The organism is Bacillus sp. YBWC18 (assembly GCF_002998775.1).
Lineage (GTDB): Bacteria > Bacillota > Bacilli > Bacillales > Bacillaceae > Bacillus.
In genome coordinates this window covers 173,950-191,405 of record NZ_PVRI01000001.1, presented here as the reverse complement: position 1 = coordinate 191,405, position 17,456 = coordinate 173,950, and the positions used below count along the sequence as shown (strand labels likewise).

Sequence of the window (17,456 nt, the reverse complement as noted above, 5' to 3'; positions counted from 1 at the left end):
GAAGTCGGATTTCTCCAATAAGTTTCGGTTTCATCTCTTCTTATTATAGTCGATGCAAGGTACACTATAAATCGGATTTATACGAAAGGAGGTTGATTGATGAAACCTCAATCACTGCCAATTCAAAAGATTCAAGCTAGGGGGAAGAAAACCCATCCTTCATTATTTGCATTAACTTGGCCTATTTTTATTGAAATCTCTTTATATATGCTCATGGGAAGCGCGGATACCCTCATGCTCAGCCAATATTCCGATAATAGTGTTGCCGCAGTTGGTGTAAGCAACCAGCTCCTGAATTTATTGATTGTCATGTTCAGTTTCATTACAACTGGAACGACGATTGTGATTGCGCAGCTTTTAGGAGCAAGCCGCAGACAGGAAGCGACTCAAGTCGCCTATGTCTCACTAGGAACCAACTTCTTGATTAGCTTTGTCATTAGTCTTCTCATGTTTGTATTAGCTGTTCCCATTTTACATCTGATGGGCCTATCAAGTGAGCTCATGCCGGATGCGGCGGTATTTTTACAAATTGTCGGACTGCTTTCTTTTATTCAAGCGCTCATTATGACGTATAGTGCTATTTTAAAAAGCTACGGATATACAAGAGATACGATGTATGTCACCATCGGAATGAACTTGCTAAATGTTGCCGGTAACTATCTGGTCATTTTCGGTCCGTTTGGCTTCCCCGTATTAGGTGTGATGGGGGTCGCTTTTTCTACCTCACTTGCTCGTTTGATCGGATTAATGGCAATGATCCTCATTGTACGCCGCCGAATTGGATTACGCTTTTCACTGAAGAAGATGTTTCACATCCAGCGGACACATTTAAAAAAGCTTCTGAAAATCGGGATTCCTTCTGCTGGAGAGCAGCTTTCTTATAACGGCTCTCAAATGATCATTACACTGTTTATTACGTTTATGGGGACGCAGGCATTAGCAGCAAAGGTCTATACTCAAAATTTAATGATGTTCATTATGCTATTTGGTGCAGCCATTAGCCAAGGGACACAAATTTTAATCGGGCGCCATATTGGGGCGAAAGAATTCGATGCTGCCTATCACAGATGCATGAAAAGCTTATACTGGGCCATTGGCATCTCCCTTCTTTCTTCCACTGCTTTATCTTTATCATCGACGCATTTGCTTGCTTTCTTTACTAGCAACAGCGAGATTATCCAAATTGCCGCCACACTCCTCCTATTGACAATTATTTTGGAACCTGGCCGTTCTTTTAATATGGTCATTATTAATTCCTTGCGGGCTGCTGGTGACGCGAAGTTTCCAGTGTATATGGCGATGATTTCAATGTGGGGCATCGGGCTTCCGATCGCCTACTTGTTAGGCATTCAGCTTGAGATGGGTCTCATTGGGGTTTGGATTTCTTTTATCGTGGATGAATGGGTAAGAGGCATCTTTATGTATAGGCGGTGGCGTTCAAGGGTATGGACAGAGTATCGCTTTTCTTCCACATAAAAAGGACTGCGGGTGCAGTCCTTTTTTACGTAATATCTTCTAAAATAAGTGCTTTTTCCTGATTTGAAATAAATAATCGCTGTGTAAACACGCGGTATTCATTTTCTCTTGTTTTATCTAAAATGGCTTTATAAAAGTGAGCAGCTGCTTTCACCGATATACGTGAATAAAGCGGGAATTCATGAAGATGGTCAAAAAACTCCTCGTAGTATGCCTCTGCCTCAAAGGCAATGTACTCCCATACGTGCTGAAATGCTTGATTGACAATGCCTTCTTGCAATTCTTGCTCTGTATATCCGAATTGATCCATGACTTGCTTTGGCAAATAAATGCGGTCTCTTTCAGCCTTATCCTCGCCGATGTCACGAAGGATGTTGGTCAGCTGCAAGCCAATACCTAATGAAATGGCTGCTTCTTTCAGCTGTTCTTTTTTACGCGGTGCAATAATGGGAAGCAGCATAAGCCCAACGGTACTAGCCACATGGTAGGAATAGATGAGCAGTTCATCTAACGTTTCATACCGGTGCTGCTCTAAATCCATCTCCTGACCTTGGAGCAAGTCACGGAACGGGGCTTCATCCATACGAAACTCTTGAAATGTATGTTCTAGCGCTACCCACATCGGATCATTCCGATCTACCTCACCATGTAAAAATCGATCAAACGTCTCTCGAAAGGAGGCAAGCTCCTCTTTTGGTGAGGGGGACTCATCTACAATATCATCTGCTCTCCGGCAAAAGGAATACACAGCCCAGACGGCCTGTCTTTTCTTTTTAGGCAGCATGGAAAAGGCACGGTAAAATGTTTTGGAATGGGTTTGAATGGTCTCCTCACACAATTTCAATGCTGTTTGTACATCAACCACTTAGTTTCACTTCCTTTCTGTCATTCAAATCTTTTAACAGCACAGAAGCCATCAGCTTTGCACTTTGCATGACGATCGGCACCCCGCCGCCAGGATGGATGGAAGCACCTACCGCATAAAGATTGCCCGTCTCAGCAACCTTCACTTGCGGGCGGGACACACCTGATTGAAACAAGTTAGGCGCAAGTCCAAAGCTGCCGCCTTCAAACAATCCTTCTCGCAAGGAATCATTTGGTGTTCTGATTTTTTCCCAGACAATCGACTCTCGCAATCTTGGAAAGCCTCTTTTCTCAAGACGATCGACCATTTTCTCTACAAAATCCGTCTCCTCTTCCCAGTTGATATGATCTCCTGAGGGAACGGGAATCAGCATATATAAAACACTACAGCCTGCCGGGGCAAGAGATGGATCAATGATCGATGGATTAAATGTATAAAACGACGGATCTTGAGGGATTGTCTTCGTTTGAAAAACCTCTTTCATATGCTGATCAAAGTGTTCGCCCATAAAAAATTGGTGAACAGGCGCATCATGGTACATCTTGTTTAACCCTAGATACCATCACACAGCCAGAAGACGGCACGTATTTACGCCGATCTTGTTCGTCTAAACCAAGCTGTTTTAACGCAGCTGGATAATCTCCGTTGATCACAAATGCATCAGCTGCTATACGGTCGTCACTGACTTTTGCTCTAACCACGCATTTCCCCTCAAACTCTAGCTCCGTGACTTCTTCATTTTTTCTTACATGCACACCCATTTTTATGAGCTGCCTCTCCAGTATATCTACTAAGCTCGCATAGCCGCCTTTTAAATAGTAGATTCCATGTGCGTGCTTATATGAAACGAGCGGATAAATAGCAGATGCTTCATACGGGTTCCCTCCGACATAGAGGGTTTGCAGTGCGTATGCATCTCGCAGGCGTTCGTCTGAGAAATACTTTTTCAGAGCACTTTGAACCGTTCGATACGCCTTTAATTTCATTAAAATCTTCATGTTTGCTTTTGTAAAAAATGTACGTTTTTCATGAAATGATTTCTCTAGAAAGGCTTGCTGCCCTTCTTGAAAACGGTCTGTCATTTCTTCCATAAACCTTAGAAATCCTTGATCTTCCTTTGGAAATACACGTCTGTTTTCCTCTAGCTGACGAAATGCATCAGAGTACTTCGTGTAGGAGATTCCATCTTGATATTGAATCGTATACAGCGGATCAAGCTGCAAAAGATCAAGAGATGCTTCGTCCATTCCAACCTCATGTAAAATACCTTTTAACATATCAGGAAATAGGACAATGGTCGGACCTTCATCTCCTTTATATCCTTTCTCACGTACAAAAGCAAGTCTTCCGCCAAGTCGCTCATTTTTTTCGACAAGCGTGACATCATGTCCAGCTTTTTTTTAAATAAAGTGCTGAGATTATCCCGCCAATCCCGCCACCTGCAATCAATATATGTTTTTTCATGAGGCGCTCCCCTTTTCTTGGTGCGGCAATGTTTTGTGCGTATGTTTCTCTTTTGAAAGAATCGCATTTGTCGTGATACGTGCTGATTCTAAAATGGTCGGCAGCCCGCTTCCTGGGTGCGTCCCTCCTCCTACGAGCCAGCAATGGTCCAATTCATCAAATTCATTGTGCGGCCTTAGGGCTGTTTTTCGTATACCTGAACATCATGTCCTTTGCTTTGAAGCATCATAGCTACCGCAAGTCCCCCTGGTCCTGCTCCGATCACAATGATTTTCATTATCCTTTTTCCTCCAAATTAATTCACTTTAAGTTAATTATACAAATTAGAAAGATTAGATCAACTTTTGATGTGCTCTATTCGTCTCATGTTATGTATTAAAAAAGCCGGCTTCCCTTCAACAAATGTAAGAAAGCCGACCCTTTATTACGCTTCTATATCAATTCGATACGTTTCAAACCAATGATGAATCTGCGCCAGATGAGCGATTAACTGCGGGCCCTTCATGAGCTGGCCATACCAAGGCACTTGAAAGGAGGCTCCTTCCGTTTCAATCAGCTGGTTTAATTGATGTGCATCTAGAAATTCGTGAAGGACAGAATCTTTTTGCGCAAGGCAATCTGTTAACATCTCTTTCACAGCCTGAGTATAGGCTGGATGATGTGTTTTCGGATAAGGACTCTTCTTGCGATAAAGCACTTCATTCGGTAAAATTCCCTCTAATGCTTTTCGTAAAACCCCTTTTTCACGATTTCCATGCATTTTCATTTCCCAAGGAATATTCCACACATATTCGACAAGGCGATGGTCTGCAAATGGCACACGTACCTCAAGACTCGCCCCCATACTCATTCGGTCTTTTCGATCTAGCAGCGTTGTCATAAACCAGACCATATTTAAGTAAAAAAGTTCTCTCCGGGCTTTATCCACTCCAGTTTCTCCATCTAAAAGAGGCGTTTCAGCCACGGTTTCTTCATATTTGCTTTGTGCATATTCTCTTAGTGACAGCTTCTTTTGCCACGAATCTTGTAAGAGCTGCGTTCTGGCTTCCGTCGATCTCATCCAAGGAAAACCATTCGTTTCATTTGCCGCATGGAACCAAGGATAACCTCCAAAAATTTCATCCGCACATTCACCTGACAAACCGACAACAAAGTCCTTTTTAATTTCTCGGCAGAACCAAAGCAAAGAAGAATCAATATCTGCCATACCCGGTAAGTCTCGGACCTCAACCGCTTCCTTCAAATAAGCAGCCAGCTCCTTTTGTCCAATGACGCAGCTGTGATGATTCGTTTGAAACGCCTTGGTCATGCGGTCAATCCATGGACCGTCAGCATTCGGCTGGAATTGACTTGCTTCAAAGAATTGATCATTTCCTTCGTAGTCAACCGAATACGTATGAAGCGGTGCTTTCCCTATTTTCTCAAAGTGCTTAGCGGCAATGGCGGTAATGGCACTCGAATCGACGCCACCCGATAAAAATGTACAAACAGGCACATCAGAAACGAGCTGTCTTGTGACGGCATCTGTAAAGAGATGCTTGACGTGCTGGGCGGTGTCATCAAGTGAGTCCGTATGCGCCTTGCTTTTGACATTCCAGTATCTCCACACACGCAGTCCGTCTTTTGAAAAAGTCAAAGCATGAGCAGGTCTCAGCTCTTTTACCCCTTTAAACACTCCTTGCCCTGGTGTTCTAGACGGTCCTAAACCAAAGATCTCCGATAATCCTTCATGATCGACTTTTGCTTTCATATCAGGGTGAGCAAGTAGCGCTTTGATTTCCGAACCAAATAAAAAGGAATGATGACGTTCTGTATAGAAAAATGGCTTGACGCCGAGCCGGTCTCTCCCTGCAAATAATAATTCACGCTCACTATCCCAGATCACAAATGCAAAAATACCATTAAAATGGGTCACACACTCTTCCTTCCATTCTGTGTAGGCGTGAAGAAGAACCTCTGTATCAGAATGTCCAAGAAAGCGATGGCCCCTTTTTAACAATTCTTTTCTTATATCTTCTGTGTTATAGAGCTCTCCATTGTATACAACGGTATAAGCATGGTTTTGATGTGTATATGTCATCGGCTGTTTTCCGCCTTCTACATCTACAACCGCTAACCTTTTATGCCCAAATAGAACGTGCTCACTTTTCCACGTATTTGTATCGTCTGGCCCTCTTTTAGATAATGTATCTGTCATTTGATTGATTACATGATCCTGTTGGATGAGCTGCTTTTTAAAGTCTGCCCAGCCTGTTATTCCACACATCATCATCAGCTCCCATCCGTTTTTCCTCAAGTGTTCTCATTCAGCCTTTCTTAGTTTATGCATCGTCTCCTTGATAGTTGATTTGTCCTTTTTTTCTCGGGCGTATAGGACAAGCATGATTTGGTAAGAAAAGAAAGAGGAAAGGAGCTTTTGCAAATGGAAAAACGAATGAAGCAGCTTGAACGCTGCACCCGAAGATGGTGTAACGGGTATTTACTAATTGAAAACGGGCATTGCCTGATTGAAGATGAAGAAGGAGACATCATGCTGCCAGAAAGTCTTCAAAGCACGATGATCTGTTTGAAGGAAAATGGCAGGTGGACCAAAGGGGAACTGCTCGGGTCCATGATACTTCATGAAAGTGGGCAGCTAGTAGAAGTACAAGGCGGTGAAGTGATTCAATATACTGCATCACTTGCCAAAGGATGGCTTGACCTACTGATGTTCGTTCCTGAAAACGTTTTTTATGAAATCATTGCACAGGTAGAGCAGCTTGGTTTTTCCGTCTACGATTGTGTTTTCTCCTCCTTTCATTCTTTTCAACGAGTTTCTTTCTTTCAGTTTTCGACAGATTCACAATCACTTGCCCTTCAATGTCACCATGACTCCGCCGCAGGTCAAATTCGTTTTGAATGGACCACTTCTGACGGTCACCGGTCGGTTTCACAGTTTGATGGCATATAAAAAGGACACTGCTTCGTATAAGCAATGCCCTTTTTATGTTAAAAGATATGGAAACCGATCGGCAGACGTAAACCGAGAAGAATGGTCACAATCGCGAGTACGATAAAACCAATCAATACACCAGTCACCGATTTTCCTTTTTTCTTGCGTACAAGAACCATTTCCATGAAGCCGATCACAAGGATACCGAGAATCATTTTACCGATATACTCGCCACCGAAACCTGGAATTTTCATTCCTGTGCGAACATACAGCTCTACGCCTGTTGCGATAATGATCAAGTACAATAGTCTGACAATCATGTGCACAATTTTAGCACCTTTGTCATTTTTACCTGCTAGAGCAAAGGCAACGAAGAATAAAATAATCCCTAGCACCCATGCTGTAATATGTAAATGCGTTCCCATCTGTTATTTCCCCCTTTATCAGAACAATTACCTTCTCATCGTACCACGAAATAAGTCGAACACAAAGCGACAATCCTGTGTCATCGCACTCTTTATTTGACGCGATTCGATAGCGTTCCAATCGGCTCAATCGTGATGTCAATTCGATCCCCTGAAGCTAAGAACTTAGGCGGTTCAAAGCCTTTGCCAACCCCAGAAGGTGTTCCCGTTGCAATGATGTCACCAGCTTCTAGTGTCATCCCTTTTGAAAGAGTAGAAACAATATTCTCGATGGAGAAAATCATTAATTCTGTACTGGCAGACTGGCGAACCTCTCCGTTTACCTTTGTTTCCACATGGAGCGCACCATGATCCTCGACCACTGACTTATGCACAATATAAGGTCCTATCGGGCAGGTTGTATCTAAGCTTTTACCTATGAAAAATTGTTTGTGTTTTTTCTGCAAATCTCTTGCCGTTACGTCATTTAAAATGGTGTAACCGAATAGATAATCACGGACCTCTTCAGGTGCAATATTCTTCCCTGATTTGCCCATCACGATCGCAAGCTCCCCTTCATAGTCCAGCTCACTGGTCACATCTTCATGAAGGAGAATATCCGCTTCATGTCCAACGACTGAAGTAGGTGCCTTTGTAAAGATCATCACATCTTTAGGAATATCCGCTGCACTTCCCATCTCCATGACATGATCTTGATAATTCTTTCCAACACACATGATGTTTTTAGCTGGCTTTGGAATCGGCGCATGGAGTTTCACTTCCGAAAGCGGATATACATAAGAACCGCGGTCTTCTTCTTTTTTCTCAGCCCAGTCAAGGAGCTGTTTGACATGCTCAACAAACTTGTCCCCCATATGAATACATTCAGCTAAAGAGTTTGGCAGTGTCTCAAGCTCAAATAATTTGGCTTCTGCCTTTTTGACGTCCATGACCCATTCATCATCAATCACTACCCCAATAAACATTCTGCTATGTATCTCACCTGTAAAAAACTTCATGTCTTCCCCTCACAATCTTCATTTCGCTAAGTGATGATGTCTCATTTTATTTCTCTATGAAATAAAAAAAACCCTTTTTTATCATACTCTCTTTTAAAAAGGGTTTCAAAAAAGATGATCTGATGTTTAGCGGTAGCGGCGATACTCCCACATGTTCCCTTGGTCCCATTTGCGATCAACATTTCCTCTGCTGTGGGAATGATGCTTTTTCTTTCCACATCTTTTGCAAGAGCGGCTGCGTCTATGGTGATGAGAACGTTTAGATCGATGGCAGCTTCTGTGGTGATGAGATCTTTTAGAACGATGGCTGCGATGTGACTTGCGGCAGCTTTTCTTATGATGGGATCTGTGTTTGCTGCGGCATGATTTTTTCGGCTCACTCTTTTTGCTTCTGCAAGATTTCTTGCTTTTACACGACTTTTTGCTTTTGCATGGTTTCTCACTTTTCACGCTTTTCTTTGAACAGCGACTTTTTTTCGAACGATAGCTCTTACAGCTTTTTTTACTGCGATGTGATTTACGGCATCCGCCTCCACCAAAGAACCAATGACGGCGATTTGAATGGCGAGAACGAGCTGACTTGTGCGAGCGTCTCGATTCTGGTTCACGATCTAAGTGATGATCACGTCCTTCACTTCGAAGTGAATCCACTGCATGTTCAATATGTGAATGATCAAATGTGCTCACGAACGATTCCCCTCCCAGTCTATACTTTGACAAAACAAACAGATCAAACTGTTTATCTTCTCTGCTTTATGTTACGAGACTTGGTAGACAAGTGTTCTTGGCGGATGCCCCTTTCTTTTAAAACTCCATAAATACCTAACAAGCGGGTACAGGACATTCCTCCATTTTCATATCGTAAAGAAGAGCATAGGAGGCTGATGAACGCATGACCACAGAACCTTTAAAGCAAATGGATGTTTGGATTCATCCAAAGGACCTGATTGAATTAAGAAAAGACATATGGAACGACGAACCTGTTGAGGCCATTTTGAAAACCGGCCAGATCAAATCACACATTTATGTTTCATACCGGGGGTCTCACATTAGAAAGCTGAAAAAAAAGTCCTATCAAATTGAATATCGAAAGCCAAAGCAAAGACAAGGCGAATCTATCTTTCATTTAAATGCAGAATACAATGACCCCTCGTTTATCCGAAACAGACTGTCCTTTTATTTCTTCGAGCAGATAGGGGTGCTAAGCCCGGCTGCGTCTCATGTGTTTCTCACTATAAACGGAAGAAAAGAAGGCATTTATTTAAAAATAGAATCTGTTGATGAGCACTTTTTTCAGAAAAGGCAGCTTTCAGGAGGCGGCATTTATTATGCAGTCGATGACGATGCCAACTTCTCCCTTTTGAGTTCGTTTGATAAAAAGCCCAAAAAACACCTCCTCCTCGGGTACGAGAAAAAAACGGGGACTTCACAACACGATCAGCAGCTGAGTGAATTTATTTATTTTCTCAACACAGCGAAAGATGACATATTTGCAGAAAAAATTGAGCAATACCTAGATGTAACACAGTATTTCCGCTGGCTCATTGGTGTCGTGTGCACACAAAACTTTGACGGCTTTGTCCATAACTACGCTCTTTATGTGAATGAACAAGGAAAATTTCAAGTACTTCCTTGGGATTATGATGCGACATGGGGCCGTGACATTCATGGAGAAGAAATGGCATTTGATTATATTCCAGTAAACGGCTTTAATACTTTAACTGCTAGGTTACTAGATATCCCTTCTTTTAAGAGATCCTATTACACGCTTTTTCAGCATGTACTCGATACACATTTTTTAGAAGACCAGCTTTGTCCAATCATCGAGAAATGGCATGCCTCTATCGAGAACCGAATTGGAGATGATCCTTATACGAGAGATCGAAAAGACATCCTACAATCAGAACGAGGGGTCATCCGGCAGTATATCAACAAAAGACGACGTTATTTACAGGCTGAATTAAGAAAAGAGATATATGGCACGTAAGGACGCTTTCGAATTTTGTCACTTTATTACTCATATTGACGAAACAGCTTTTTTTATAGAAAAATAGGGTATACTAACCATATCCTTCTATTATATAAAAAATGTGAGAGTTGGCGTCCGTTATGATCAATTATGAAATTGAACAAAAAAGATTACATTTAATTGAGACAGCAAAAAAATTCGGGATGAATGCCGAAGAAACCATCAGGTGCAGTCAAGAGCTTGATACACTCTTAAATAAAGGCATCAAATACACCTCGAATGAATGCTCTAAAAAAGGGTAAACCATACACCTAATTCCTCTCATCAAAAGCTTTCAAAAAGACAATCACACATTAAAAGACCCATCATAAGCTATGGTGAAACGCCCAAAAACAAAGTGCCTTATTTTTATAAAGGATGTGCACCGCTATGCCGGCTATTGTTGGAGCCTTTAAAGTAAATGCCGTCGGAACGAGCGGAGTCGTTCATGTTGGAGACTGCATCACCATTTCTCCAAATAGTCAGGTTAAAACGTTTGCTGGCGCAGGCAGTTTTAACACTGGTGATCAATTGCGCATTAGCAACTATAAAAGTGTGACAAATACGTACGACAGTGATGTCATTGATCAACCGCTTGTTGGTAACTTGTAAGGAGTGAGAATCCGTTGAACTTCTATATTAATCAAGCGATACAAATTAATTATTTGCGTGTAGAGTCTGTCAGTAACTCCTCTGTGCTGCAAATTGGGAGCGCTGGTTCAATTAAAGCTCTTTCTAATCTGTATAACACGGGCAGCTACGTAGAAGCAGCACCTGCCGCAGCAGGTACACAAGGAATTGAAGAATCCCAAGGCGCAATCACAACACCTTTTGTACCGCTTCAGTCACCAACAACTTAAGTTCATCTGCTATCCCCGGAGGTGTATGTCAATGTATGATTATCAAAGCAACGCTTCACAGGTGCATGGCATCATTCAAAAGCAAACACAACAAATTATGATGCTTGAAAAAAGGCTTAACGAACTTCAGCAGGAAATGCAAATGATCAAAGATAAACCGACAACGACGATTGAACGGATTGATTATCAATTTGATCAACTGAAAATCGAGCGGCTTGAAGGCACACTGAACATCGGCCTCAATCCATCTGATCCAAACAGTGTTCAAAACTTTGAAGTGGGCCAAACAACAACCCCGGGCATTGGAATGATGCAGCAAGAAATGGCTGATCAATTTTTCAATCAAACACGCCAGCTTGTCGACGCATTCTTAAACGAAGAAGCGCCAGAACTTCTTGAAGAGCTAGAGCAGCGATATGAAGGGTCTCTTGATGAGAGCAACAAACACCACATCATTGAGGACATTCGCAAGCAAATTGACAGCAGAATCAAATACTATGCAGGACAGCTCCCGCACCGGGAAGATATGACCCCGCTGCAGCGTTCAGAGCAAATTGCTGAATATGTAAAGCATGATGTCAAACGGGCGATTGAGCACTTCTTAGCCCATATTCCAAATGAAACGAAAGGAGAGGAAAACGGATGAATTTCACAGTCGTCAACCGCAACATCGAGACCGGAAGCATTAAAGTAGTTGGGGTTTCGTCCTCTTCCCTATTTATCATCGGGGACACAGATCATGTACAATTATCTTCCATTTTTGATACACCGCCAGAATCTCTTATCATTGGCCCGTTTGTTCCTCTGGCACCTCGATAATGATAAAGCGCACATCTCAAGTGAAGTTCACGAAGGTGAATTCTGTCGGGATTTCAAGTGTTGTTCAAATCGGTGATACACAGGAGCTATGCCCGAAGGTCAAGGTGTTAGCTGTTCAACGAACCATTAGTTTGTTTTATGGCAATGAAGCAGAAAACTTAGATGCGAAAGAATTTGAAGTGTATTATGAGCCTATTCCATTGATGCTGCCGGAACGATTCGTCAGAACAGCTTTTTACCATGAAAAGCCTGTGATTAAAGTGTCTTCCGTCATTGTCGAAGGGGTTTCGTCCTCTTCTATTTATCAAATTGGCTCTACGTGTGGAGTGAATGGCGTTGCAAGAGTGAAGCATATTCGAGAGTTATTTAGCAACGACGAAAGTCCGCCAAACTCACAAATGGACCTACCTACGCATATGATGGTGATATGACTTCGAATAAAGGATGTCGATTATGCCAGCAATTGTCGGACCCATTTACATTAACTCTATTTCTGGAGGCGTCGTAAACGTCGGTGACTCATTCTACCTGTCACCTAAAAGTTCGTCAAAATCTGCTTTAGGCTCTGGAGCGGGAAATACCGGAGATTTCTTGATATTAAATAATGGCATTAGCGCCACCAACTATGTGGATCCTGACTTAAATGATCAGAATATGGTAGGCAATGCATAAAGCAGCTCCTCTACAGTCATTTCATTTAGAGGAGCGCTTTTTATGCTTATTTTTTTCTGCGTTGTCTCGATTTTTTTGTTTTAACCAGCTTGCTTGCCGGCTGTTTTCGAATCCATTTGATGTACGAAGCAAGCTTTTCATCCTGCCTTAGTGCATCAAGTGTGTTCAAGCGTGCGGCAAGCTCCTGGTTTGTAAAGAGTGCATGCACTTGTTTATGGCAGGGGATACACAGGAAGGCAGTCGGTAAAAAAGCCCCACCTTCTTCTCTTGGTGTTAAGTGGTGTTCTGTGAGCAGGACATTTTGTCTTCCGCACAGCTCACATAATCCAATGGTTTGCTTTGCCACCCTGTCATCACCTCAACATTTACATTAATTCCATTGAGACCGTTGTCCCTTTCCCGCTTGGATCTGCTGGATGGACAATCAGTTTCTTCGGCAGTCTCATTTTCAATTCTTCCACGTGGCTAATCACACCAACTGCTAAATTGTGAGACTGCAGTTTCTCTAATGCGGTAATGACCGTATCAAGCAAGTCTTGATCGAGCGTACCGAATCCTTCATCAAGGAAAAAGAATTGCAGCGGGAATTCACCTCTCAGCTGAATTTGTGCAGAAAGAGCAAGGGCAAGCGCCAGCGATGTCAGGAAGGTTTCCCCGCCGGACAAGCTGGACACAGGACGCCTGACACCACCATTTGCATCATCACGCATAACAAAGCCGCCTTCTGAGTCGACCTCAATCGCATATCTTTGTCTCGTCAACATACCCAAGCGGGCGGATGCATCACGACTGACACTTTCCAGCTGTTCTTCTGCTAAAAATTCAACAAACGTATTCCCTTTAAAAACGGTTTGCAGTTTATCGAGGCGATCAATTTCTCGCTGCAGTGCTTCCAAGCGTTCGTGAATACTTGCAAAGCGCTGATGATTTTCTTCAATCACACGAAGGTGTTCATGTGCGGACCCACTCATTGCTGTCGCTTCTTCCAATGCTTTTTCAGCTGCCTCTTTTCTGTGCTGAATGTCAGTCCACTGCTTTTCATCCAGTGACTCTTCTTTCAGTAATTCAGAAATTCGCTTTAAGTTTGCGGCACATTCCTTTCTTTTATCCTCAAATTTCTCCATTTCCTGTTTGACCGATTGACGTACTGCCTGTTCCATTGAAGCAGACTCAATTTCCTGCGGCATATGAAAAGGAGAGGATTCTGTTTCTTTTTCCCATGCTGCTTCTGCTTCTTGTTTTCGCCGGTTCGCCTCTTGAAGCTGACGCTCACTGCTTGAAAAATGGCTTTGCGCCTCACTAAACAACTGCTGCGCGTGCTGCAATTGCTTGTACGATTGCTGTTCTTTTTCATTAAGAAGAGCAAGAGAATGTTCAACCTCAATAAGTTCATCAGAAATAGAGGCAGCTTTTAATGGATATCGGCCTAAATCTGTTTCATATTGATGGATAAGCTGATGCTGACTTTCTAGCTGATGCGTTAGTTTATCAAGTTCTTTCTCGACATTGTATATCGCTGTCTGCAGCTGCTCTTTTGCTAGCTGTTTTTCTTCCAAAAACGAAATGCTTTTCTCAATACGTTCTTTATAGCCTTCCGCTTGTTGGTCCTTTTCATCGATTTGCTTTTGCAGCTCTTGTACTTGATTCAATGTAAAATGAGGGAAGGCCTGTTCAAATTGAGTCGTTTGCACTGAAAGCTCAGATTGAAGCTCTTTGATCAGTACCTCTAATTCTTCGATGCGCTGCTGTTCAAAAGTCATTTGCTCTTTCATCTTGCTCATCTCTGCTGCTTGATTATGCGTTTCATCCATTAAACGAGCTCGTTTACGTTCAACTTCTTGAATATCCTGCTTTATGCCTTTCCATTCTTGCATCAGATCCTGCAAAGACTGCGGATTTTGTACGGTTTCTACTGCTGCAGCTACTTCCGCTCCCGGGGCTTTCTGAGATAAGAAAGCAAATTGTTTCACTAATTGATTGGCATTCGTTTCGAGGAGCTGCTTTGCGGCATACATGTCTCTCGCATACTCCTCTGCCTGCTTGAGCTCTTTGTCCATCCGTTGAATGACTTCATCGACTTGTGCCACGGTTTCTTCATGGTCATTGTATTCCAAAGCCTTTGGATCATGATGAATTGATCCACAAACCGGACATGGTTCACCATCTACTAGCTCTGCCGCTAATTCTTTTCTTAATTCAGCCGCCCTTACAACATCACGCTGTTTTAATTTTTCGAGCTTCTGATGTTGTTCTTTTTTACTCCATTCTGTTAGAGCTCGTTCGAATTCACATACATAAAAATAGAGGTGTTCAATTGCTTGAAACGATTGGTCTATTTTTTCATGATGGTCGTTTTGCTGTGTTTGAAGCTTTTCATATGCTTCTGAAGTCTGTGAGGCTCGCTTTTTGACCTCCTCCAGCTTTTGCTTTTCTTTTTGAATGCTGCGGTTTATTCTTTCAATATTTTCACTTAAACGTAAAGCATCCTGTACACTTTTCCGTTCTTTTACTGAAACTTGTAACTGCTCCAGCTCATGCTTCAGCTGTGTTTGTTTCGTCAGTGCACGCTCTAATAGAGATTGAAGAATGTCCGCTTCTTTTTTCTTTTGTATGAATTGCTGCATTTTTTCATTTTTTTGCTGTTCTATTCCTGTCTTTTCCTGAAGAGCTGTCTCTTTTTTTCGTTCAATTTCCTTTAGATGAATCAGCTGCTCTTTCTTTTGGAGAAGTTCTGGCTCAGTCTCTATTTTCTTTTGCCGGGCTTGCTCATACTCCTGCGTCATTTGATCATAGCTCGTTCGTTGATTCAGCAGCTGCTTTTCTGCTTCCTGCTTCTCCTTTGATGCTTGTGAAAGCTGTTTTTCAGCCTTTGTTAATGCATCCGCATAGGGCTTTAGCGCCTCTGCCTGCTCTGCGATATTGAGCTTGGCCTTTTTCTCTTCCATTGATGGTGCCAGTAGATTCAGTTTGTTTTGTTCAGTCTCATAAGCTTCTTGTTCCTTTTGATACTGCCAGATCGCTTGCGCCTTTGTAAAAGCAGTGAACGCTTCGTCCCGCGCTTGTTTTTTCTCATGAAAAATGGCTTTTGCCTGCTCTGCTGCTTCCTTTGCTTTTGCCAGCGCCTCTGGGCCAGCTTCCCCTAAACCATTCAGTTCAGCCAGCAGTTCATTTTTTTGCCCATATTGATTCTGAGCTTTTGCACGCAAACGCTTGACGAGCTGATCCCCATACTTTTCCAAGTTAAACAACCGCTGAAGCATTTGACGTCTGTCTGCCCCTTTTAGGGAGAGAAATTCTGCAAATTTCCCTTGAGGTAAGACAACCGCTCGCGTAAAATCATCAATGGTTAATCCGAGTAATTCTTCTACTTTACGATTGACCTCACTCGCTTTATCTGCGAGAACGGTTTGCGTATCACCGATTTCAATCAGGCGGCATAATGTCGTTCTGACTTTCATTTCATCCGCTCGTTTGAAAGCACGTTCAACTTTATAAGAAATATGGTGTTCCTTTTGCAAAGCAAATGTAAAGGAAACCGACAGCTTTTCTTCCGCTTGGTTCAAAATACCATGTGTATTATTTAACGCACGTTCCACTTTGCCATAGAGTGCCAGGGTCATGGCGTCTAATATGGACGACTTTCCACTTCCTGTCGGTCCAAATATGCCAAACACACCTGCATCACATAATGAGCTAAAGTCAATTGTTTGTTCTTCTCTGAAGCTATGAAGTCCTTTAATGGTCAGCGTAATCGGCTTCAAGTCGCTTCCTCCTCTTGCATTTCATTGGCTAGCTCTAAAAACAGTTTGACTGTTTTTTCATCGGGTAGACCGCCACCTGTCTGGCGCTCATAAAATTTCACGAACCGCTCTTCGATCGAGAGCTTTTCCACTTGCTTTTGCTCTTCTATTTGCTGTAGTTCTTTGAACTTTGGTCGAATGTGAACAAACCCACTATGCTGCTTACGGAGCTGATGAATCTCTTCAATAGAGAGCTGGTCTGTTAAATGAATCTCTAAATCAATCCACGCCTGAAGATCACGTTTTTCATCCAGCCACTCGTGCACTTGACTCAGTCCCTCAGTCGCCTTCCATTTCACAAGTGGTTTTCCGCTTGATAAAAACACTTCTTTCCAGCTTGCCTTTTCATTAGGTTTTGCCTCTACAATTGTGACTGATTTGGCATAGCCTGATTCAGAAAAGCTATAAGCAAGAGGTGATCCAGAATACCGGGCAATCGTTTTGGCACGTTTGATCGTTTGCGGGCGGTGCAAATGACCAAGTGCAACATAGCAAGCTGCTTCTGGCAGGCTTTCAGCCGCAACGGTATATGCGCCGCCTACTTCAATCGGTCTTTCTGAATCTGTTTGACTTCCTCCTGCCACATAAATGTGGCTTGTTGCAATATTAACTGTATCCGGCTGGAATTGAGTACTTAAATGTTGAAACGCTTGTTGAATTTTTAAATTGTAATGATCACGAAGCACTTTCTCTTCAAATGTTTCAGCCAGCACCTCATTTAGTCTCGCCTCAGACGGATAAGCGAGTGCTGCAATGGATAAACGTTCACTCGAAGAAGGAACATCGACACGGATGATGTCATTTGTCGGATATCCAATTAAATGAATCCCCTGATCATTTGTTAAAGGAGATGCGGCTGATAAGCGATCCGGATTATCGTGGTTGCCTGAGATGACCACTACCTGCCGTTTTCCTTTATCAGATAAGGCAGATAGACTTTCATAAAAAAGCTGCTCTGCTCTAGCAGGCGGATTCACTGTATCAAAGGCATCACCGGCCATCACAATGACATCAATGTGTTCGTCTTTCACGATTTGATACAGTTCATCTAAAAACTGTGCTTGCTCATCAAGCCGGCTTCGACCTTCAAGGGTTTTCCCTAAATGCCAATCCGCTGTATGCAGAATCCTCATGTGA

Annotated in this window: 20 protein-coding genes and 2 pseudogenes; 10 read left to right on the top strand and 12 right to left on the bottom strand. The window is 42.6% G+C overall.

The features are described from left to right. Positions 1–99 precede the first annotated feature (99 nt). The gene (locus C6348_RS01035) at positions 100–1,476 is read left to right on the top strand and encodes an MATE family efflux transporter (protein ID WP_106041531.1); all 1,377 of its coding nucleotides are present in this window, start codon (positions 100–102) and stop codon (positions 1,474–1,476) included. 25 nt (positions 1,477–1,501) lie between these two features. Here the strand turns inward: C6348_RS01035 and C6348_RS01030 are convergent, their stop codons facing one another. The 5 genes and pseudogenes from C6348_RS01030 to asnB all read right to left on the bottom strand — a co-directional run bounded on the left by C6348_RS01030 (position 1,502) and on the right by asnB (position 6,071). Next, positions 1,502–2,341 (bottom strand): phytoene/squalene synthase family protein, encoded by an 840-nt coding sequence (locus C6348_RS01030; protein ID WP_106041529.1) that lies wholly within the window; start codon positions 2,339–2,341, stop codon positions 1,502–1,504. Beyond that, positions 2,334–3,805, bottom strand: a pseudogene (locus tag C6348_RS01025) (phytoene desaturase family protein). The gene C6348_RS01030 and the pseudogene C6348_RS01025 overlap by 8 nt, the downstream one beginning before the upstream one ends. Then, positions 3,802–3,984, bottom strand: a pseudogene (locus tag C6348_RS01020) (phytoene desaturase); the annotation flags it as partial. The pseudogenes C6348_RS01025 and C6348_RS01020, both read right to left, overlap by 4 nt. Next, the gene (locus C6348_RS01015) at positions 3,981–4,082 is read right to left on the bottom strand and encodes an NAD(P)-binding protein (RefSeq protein WP_106039540.1); all 102 of its coding nucleotides are present in this window, start codon (positions 4,080–4,082) and stop codon (positions 3,981–3,983) included. The gene C6348_RS01015 and the pseudogene C6348_RS01020, both read right to left, overlap by 4 nt. A 147-nt stretch (positions 4,083–4,229) precedes the next feature. Further along, on the bottom strand, positions 4,230–6,071 hold the full coding sequence (gene asnB / locus C6348_RS01010; RefSeq protein ID WP_034663432.1) for an asparagine synthase (glutamine-hydrolyzing): 1,842 nt from the start codon (positions 6,069–6,071) through the stop codon (positions 4,230–4,232). Between the two features lie 156 nt (positions 6,072–6,227). Between asnB and C6348_RS01005 the strand changes: the two genes are divergently transcribed. Further along, positions 6,228–6,755, top strand: a complete 528-nt coding sequence (locus C6348_RS01005) for a DUF2777 family protein (RefSeq protein WP_106041527.1) — start codon at positions 6,228–6,230, stop codon at positions 6,753–6,755. A gap of 38 nt (positions 6,756–6,793) precedes the next feature. On the opposite strand, the gene C6348_RS01000 is transcribed toward C6348_RS01005, so the two are convergent. The 4 genes from C6348_RS01000 to C6348_RS19340 all read right to left on the bottom strand — a co-directional run bounded on the left by C6348_RS01000 (position 6,794) and on the right by C6348_RS19340 (position 8,768). After that, the gene (locus C6348_RS01000; RefSeq protein ID WP_106041525.1) at positions 6,794–7,162 is read right to left on the bottom strand and encodes a YisL family protein; all 369 of its coding nucleotides are present in this window, start codon (positions 7,160–7,162) and stop codon (positions 6,794–6,796) included. A 92-nt stretch (positions 7,163–7,254) separates the two neighbouring features. Next, the gene (locus C6348_RS00995) at positions 7,255–8,160 is read right to left on the bottom strand and encodes a fumarylacetoacetate hydrolase family protein (protein WP_106041523.1); all 906 of its coding nucleotides are present in this window, start codon (positions 8,158–8,160) and stop codon (positions 7,255–7,257) included. A gap of 41 nt (positions 8,161–8,201) precedes the next feature. Then, entirely contained in the window at positions 8,202–8,540 is a 339-nt protein-coding gene (locus C6348_RS19345) for a hypothetical protein (protein WP_189293896.1), read from the bottom strand. Positions 8,541–8,606: 66 nt separating this feature from the next. Further along, a complete protein-coding gene (locus C6348_RS19340; RefSeq protein ID WP_189288324.1) occupies positions 8,607–8,768 on the bottom strand; it encodes a hypothetical protein in 162 nt (53 codons plus the stop codon). Positions 8,769–9,052: 284 nt separating this feature from the next. Between C6348_RS19340 and C6348_RS00985 the strand changes: the two genes are divergently transcribed. The 8 genes from C6348_RS00985 (at position 9,053) to C6348_RS00950 (ending at position 12,519) form a co-directional block, all read left to right on the top strand. Further along, positions 9,053–10,147 carry a CotH kinase family protein gene (locus tag C6348_RS00985; protein WP_106041521.1) on the top strand — a complete coding sequence of 365 codons (1,095 nt, stop codon included), beginning with the start codon at positions 9,053–9,055 and terminating at the stop codon, positions 10,145–10,147. Between the two features lie 122 nt (positions 10,148–10,269). Beyond that, complete coding sequence (locus C6348_RS00980; protein ID WP_012009503.1) at positions 10,270–10,431, top strand: aspartyl-phosphate phosphatase Spo0E family protein; 162 nt, start codon at positions 10,270–10,272, stop codon at positions 10,429–10,431. Positions 10,432–10,558: 127 nt separating this feature from the next. Further along, a complete protein-coding gene (locus C6348_RS00975; protein WP_003211745.1) occupies positions 10,559–10,780 on the top strand; it encodes a spore germination protein in 222 nt (73 codons plus the stop codon). A gap of 14 nt (positions 10,781–10,794) precedes the next feature. Beyond that, on the top strand, positions 10,795–11,028 hold the full coding sequence (locus C6348_RS00970) for a spore germination protein GerPB (RefSeq protein WP_060595958.1): 234 nt from the start codon (positions 10,795–10,797) through the stop codon (positions 11,026–11,028). Positions 11,029–11,059: 31 nt separating this feature from the next. Continuing rightward, on the top strand, positions 11,060–11,674 hold the full coding sequence (locus C6348_RS00965) for a spore germination protein GerPC (protein WP_066031066.1): 615 nt from the start codon (positions 11,060–11,062) through the stop codon (positions 11,672–11,674). Next, complete coding sequence (locus C6348_RS00960; protein WP_003210893.1) at positions 11,671–11,847, top strand: germination protein GerPD; 177 nt, start codon at positions 11,671–11,673, stop codon at positions 11,845–11,847. The genes C6348_RS00965 and C6348_RS00960 overlap by 4 nt, the downstream gene beginning before the upstream one ends. Continuing rightward, on the top strand, positions 11,847–12,278 hold the full coding sequence (locus tag C6348_RS00955; RefSeq protein ID WP_106041519.1) for a spore germination protein GerPE: 432 nt from the start codon (positions 11,847–11,849) through the stop codon (positions 12,276–12,278). Before C6348_RS00960 ends, C6348_RS00955 begins: the two co-directional genes overlap by 1 nt. Positions 12,279–12,300: 22 nt before the next feature. Further along, entirely contained in the window at positions 12,301–12,519 is a 219-nt protein-coding gene (locus tag C6348_RS00950; RefSeq protein ID WP_003211468.1) for a spore germination protein, read from the top strand. A gap of 46 nt (positions 12,520–12,565) precedes the next feature. Here C6348_RS00950 and C6348_RS00945 read toward each other — a convergent pair whose 3' ends face one another. From C6348_RS00945 to sbcD, 3 genes are read right to left on the bottom strand one after another with little or no spacing between them, the layout of a single operon-like run. Further along, the gene (locus C6348_RS00945) at positions 12,566–12,865 is read right to left on the bottom strand and encodes a hypothetical protein (RefSeq protein WP_034663464.1); all 300 of its coding nucleotides are present in this window, start codon (positions 12,863–12,865) and stop codon (positions 12,566–12,568) included. A gap of 19 nt (positions 12,866–12,884) precedes the next feature. Then, complete coding sequence (locus C6348_RS00940) at positions 12,885–16,280, bottom strand: AAA family ATPase (protein ID WP_106041517.1); 3,396 nt, start codon at positions 16,278–16,280, stop codon at positions 12,885–12,887. Continuing rightward, complete coding sequence (gene sbcD / locus C6348_RS00935; protein ID WP_060595952.1) at positions 16,277–17,452, bottom strand: exonuclease subunit SbcD; 1,176 nt, start codon at positions 17,450–17,452, stop codon at positions 16,277–16,279. The genes C6348_RS00940 and sbcD overlap by 4 nt, the downstream gene beginning before the upstream one ends. Positions 17,453–17,456 lie beyond the last annotated feature (4 nt).

What these genes read in the sequence shown, in the direction of transcription:
- C6348_RS01035 (WP_106041531.1), top strand. Translation starts at nt 100, where the DNA reads ATGAAACCTCAATCACTGCCAATTCAAAAGATTCAAGCTAGGGGGAAG.
- C6348_RS01015 (WP_106039540.1), bottom strand. Translation starts at nt 4,082, where the DNA reads ATGAAAATCATTGTGATCGGAGCAGGACCAGGGGGACTTGCGGTAGCT.
- asnB (WP_034663432.1), bottom strand. Translation starts at nt 6,071, where the DNA reads ATGTGTGGAATAACAGGCTGGGCAGACTTTAAAAAGCAGCTCATCCAA.
- C6348_RS01005 (WP_106041527.1), top strand. Translation starts at nt 6,228, where the DNA reads ATGGAAAAACGAATGAAGCAGCTTGAACGCTGCACCCGAAGATGGTGT.
- C6348_RS01000 (WP_106041525.1), bottom strand. Translation starts at nt 7,162, where the DNA reads ATGGGAACGCATTTACATATTACAGCATGGGTGCTAGGGATTATTTTA.
- C6348_RS00995 (WP_106041523.1), bottom strand. Translation starts at nt 8,160, where the DNA reads ATGAAGTTTTTTACAGGTGAGATACATAGCAGAATGTTTATTGGGGTA.
- C6348_RS00985 (WP_106041521.1), top strand. Translation starts at nt 9,053, where the DNA reads ATGACCACAGAACCTTTAAAGCAAATGGATGTTTGGATTCATCCAAAG.
- C6348_RS00980 (WP_012009503.1), top strand. Translation starts at nt 10,270, where the DNA reads ATGATCAATTATGAAATTGAACAAAAAAGATTACATTTAATTGAGACA.
- C6348_RS00975 (WP_003211745.1), top strand. Translation starts at nt 10,559, where the DNA reads ATGCCGGCTATTGTTGGAGCCTTTAAAGTAAATGCCGTCGGAACGAGC.
- C6348_RS00965 (WP_066031066.1), top strand. Translation starts at nt 11,060, where the DNA reads ATGTATGATTATCAAAGCAACGCTTCACAGGTGCATGGCATCATTCAA.
- C6348_RS00960 (WP_003210893.1), top strand. Translation starts at nt 11,671, where the DNA reads ATGAATTTCACAGTCGTCAACCGCAACATCGAGACCGGAAGCATTAAA.
- C6348_RS00955 (WP_106041519.1), top strand. Translation starts at nt 11,847, where the DNA reads ATGATAAAGCGCACATCTCAAGTGAAGTTCACGAAGGTGAATTCTGTC.
- C6348_RS00950 (WP_003211468.1), top strand. Translation starts at nt 12,301, where the DNA reads ATGCCAGCAATTGTCGGACCCATTTACATTAACTCTATTTCTGGAGGC.
- sbcD (WP_060595952.1), bottom strand. Translation starts at nt 17,452, where the DNA reads ATGAGGATTCTGCATACAGCGGATTGGCATTTAGGGAAAACCCTTGAA.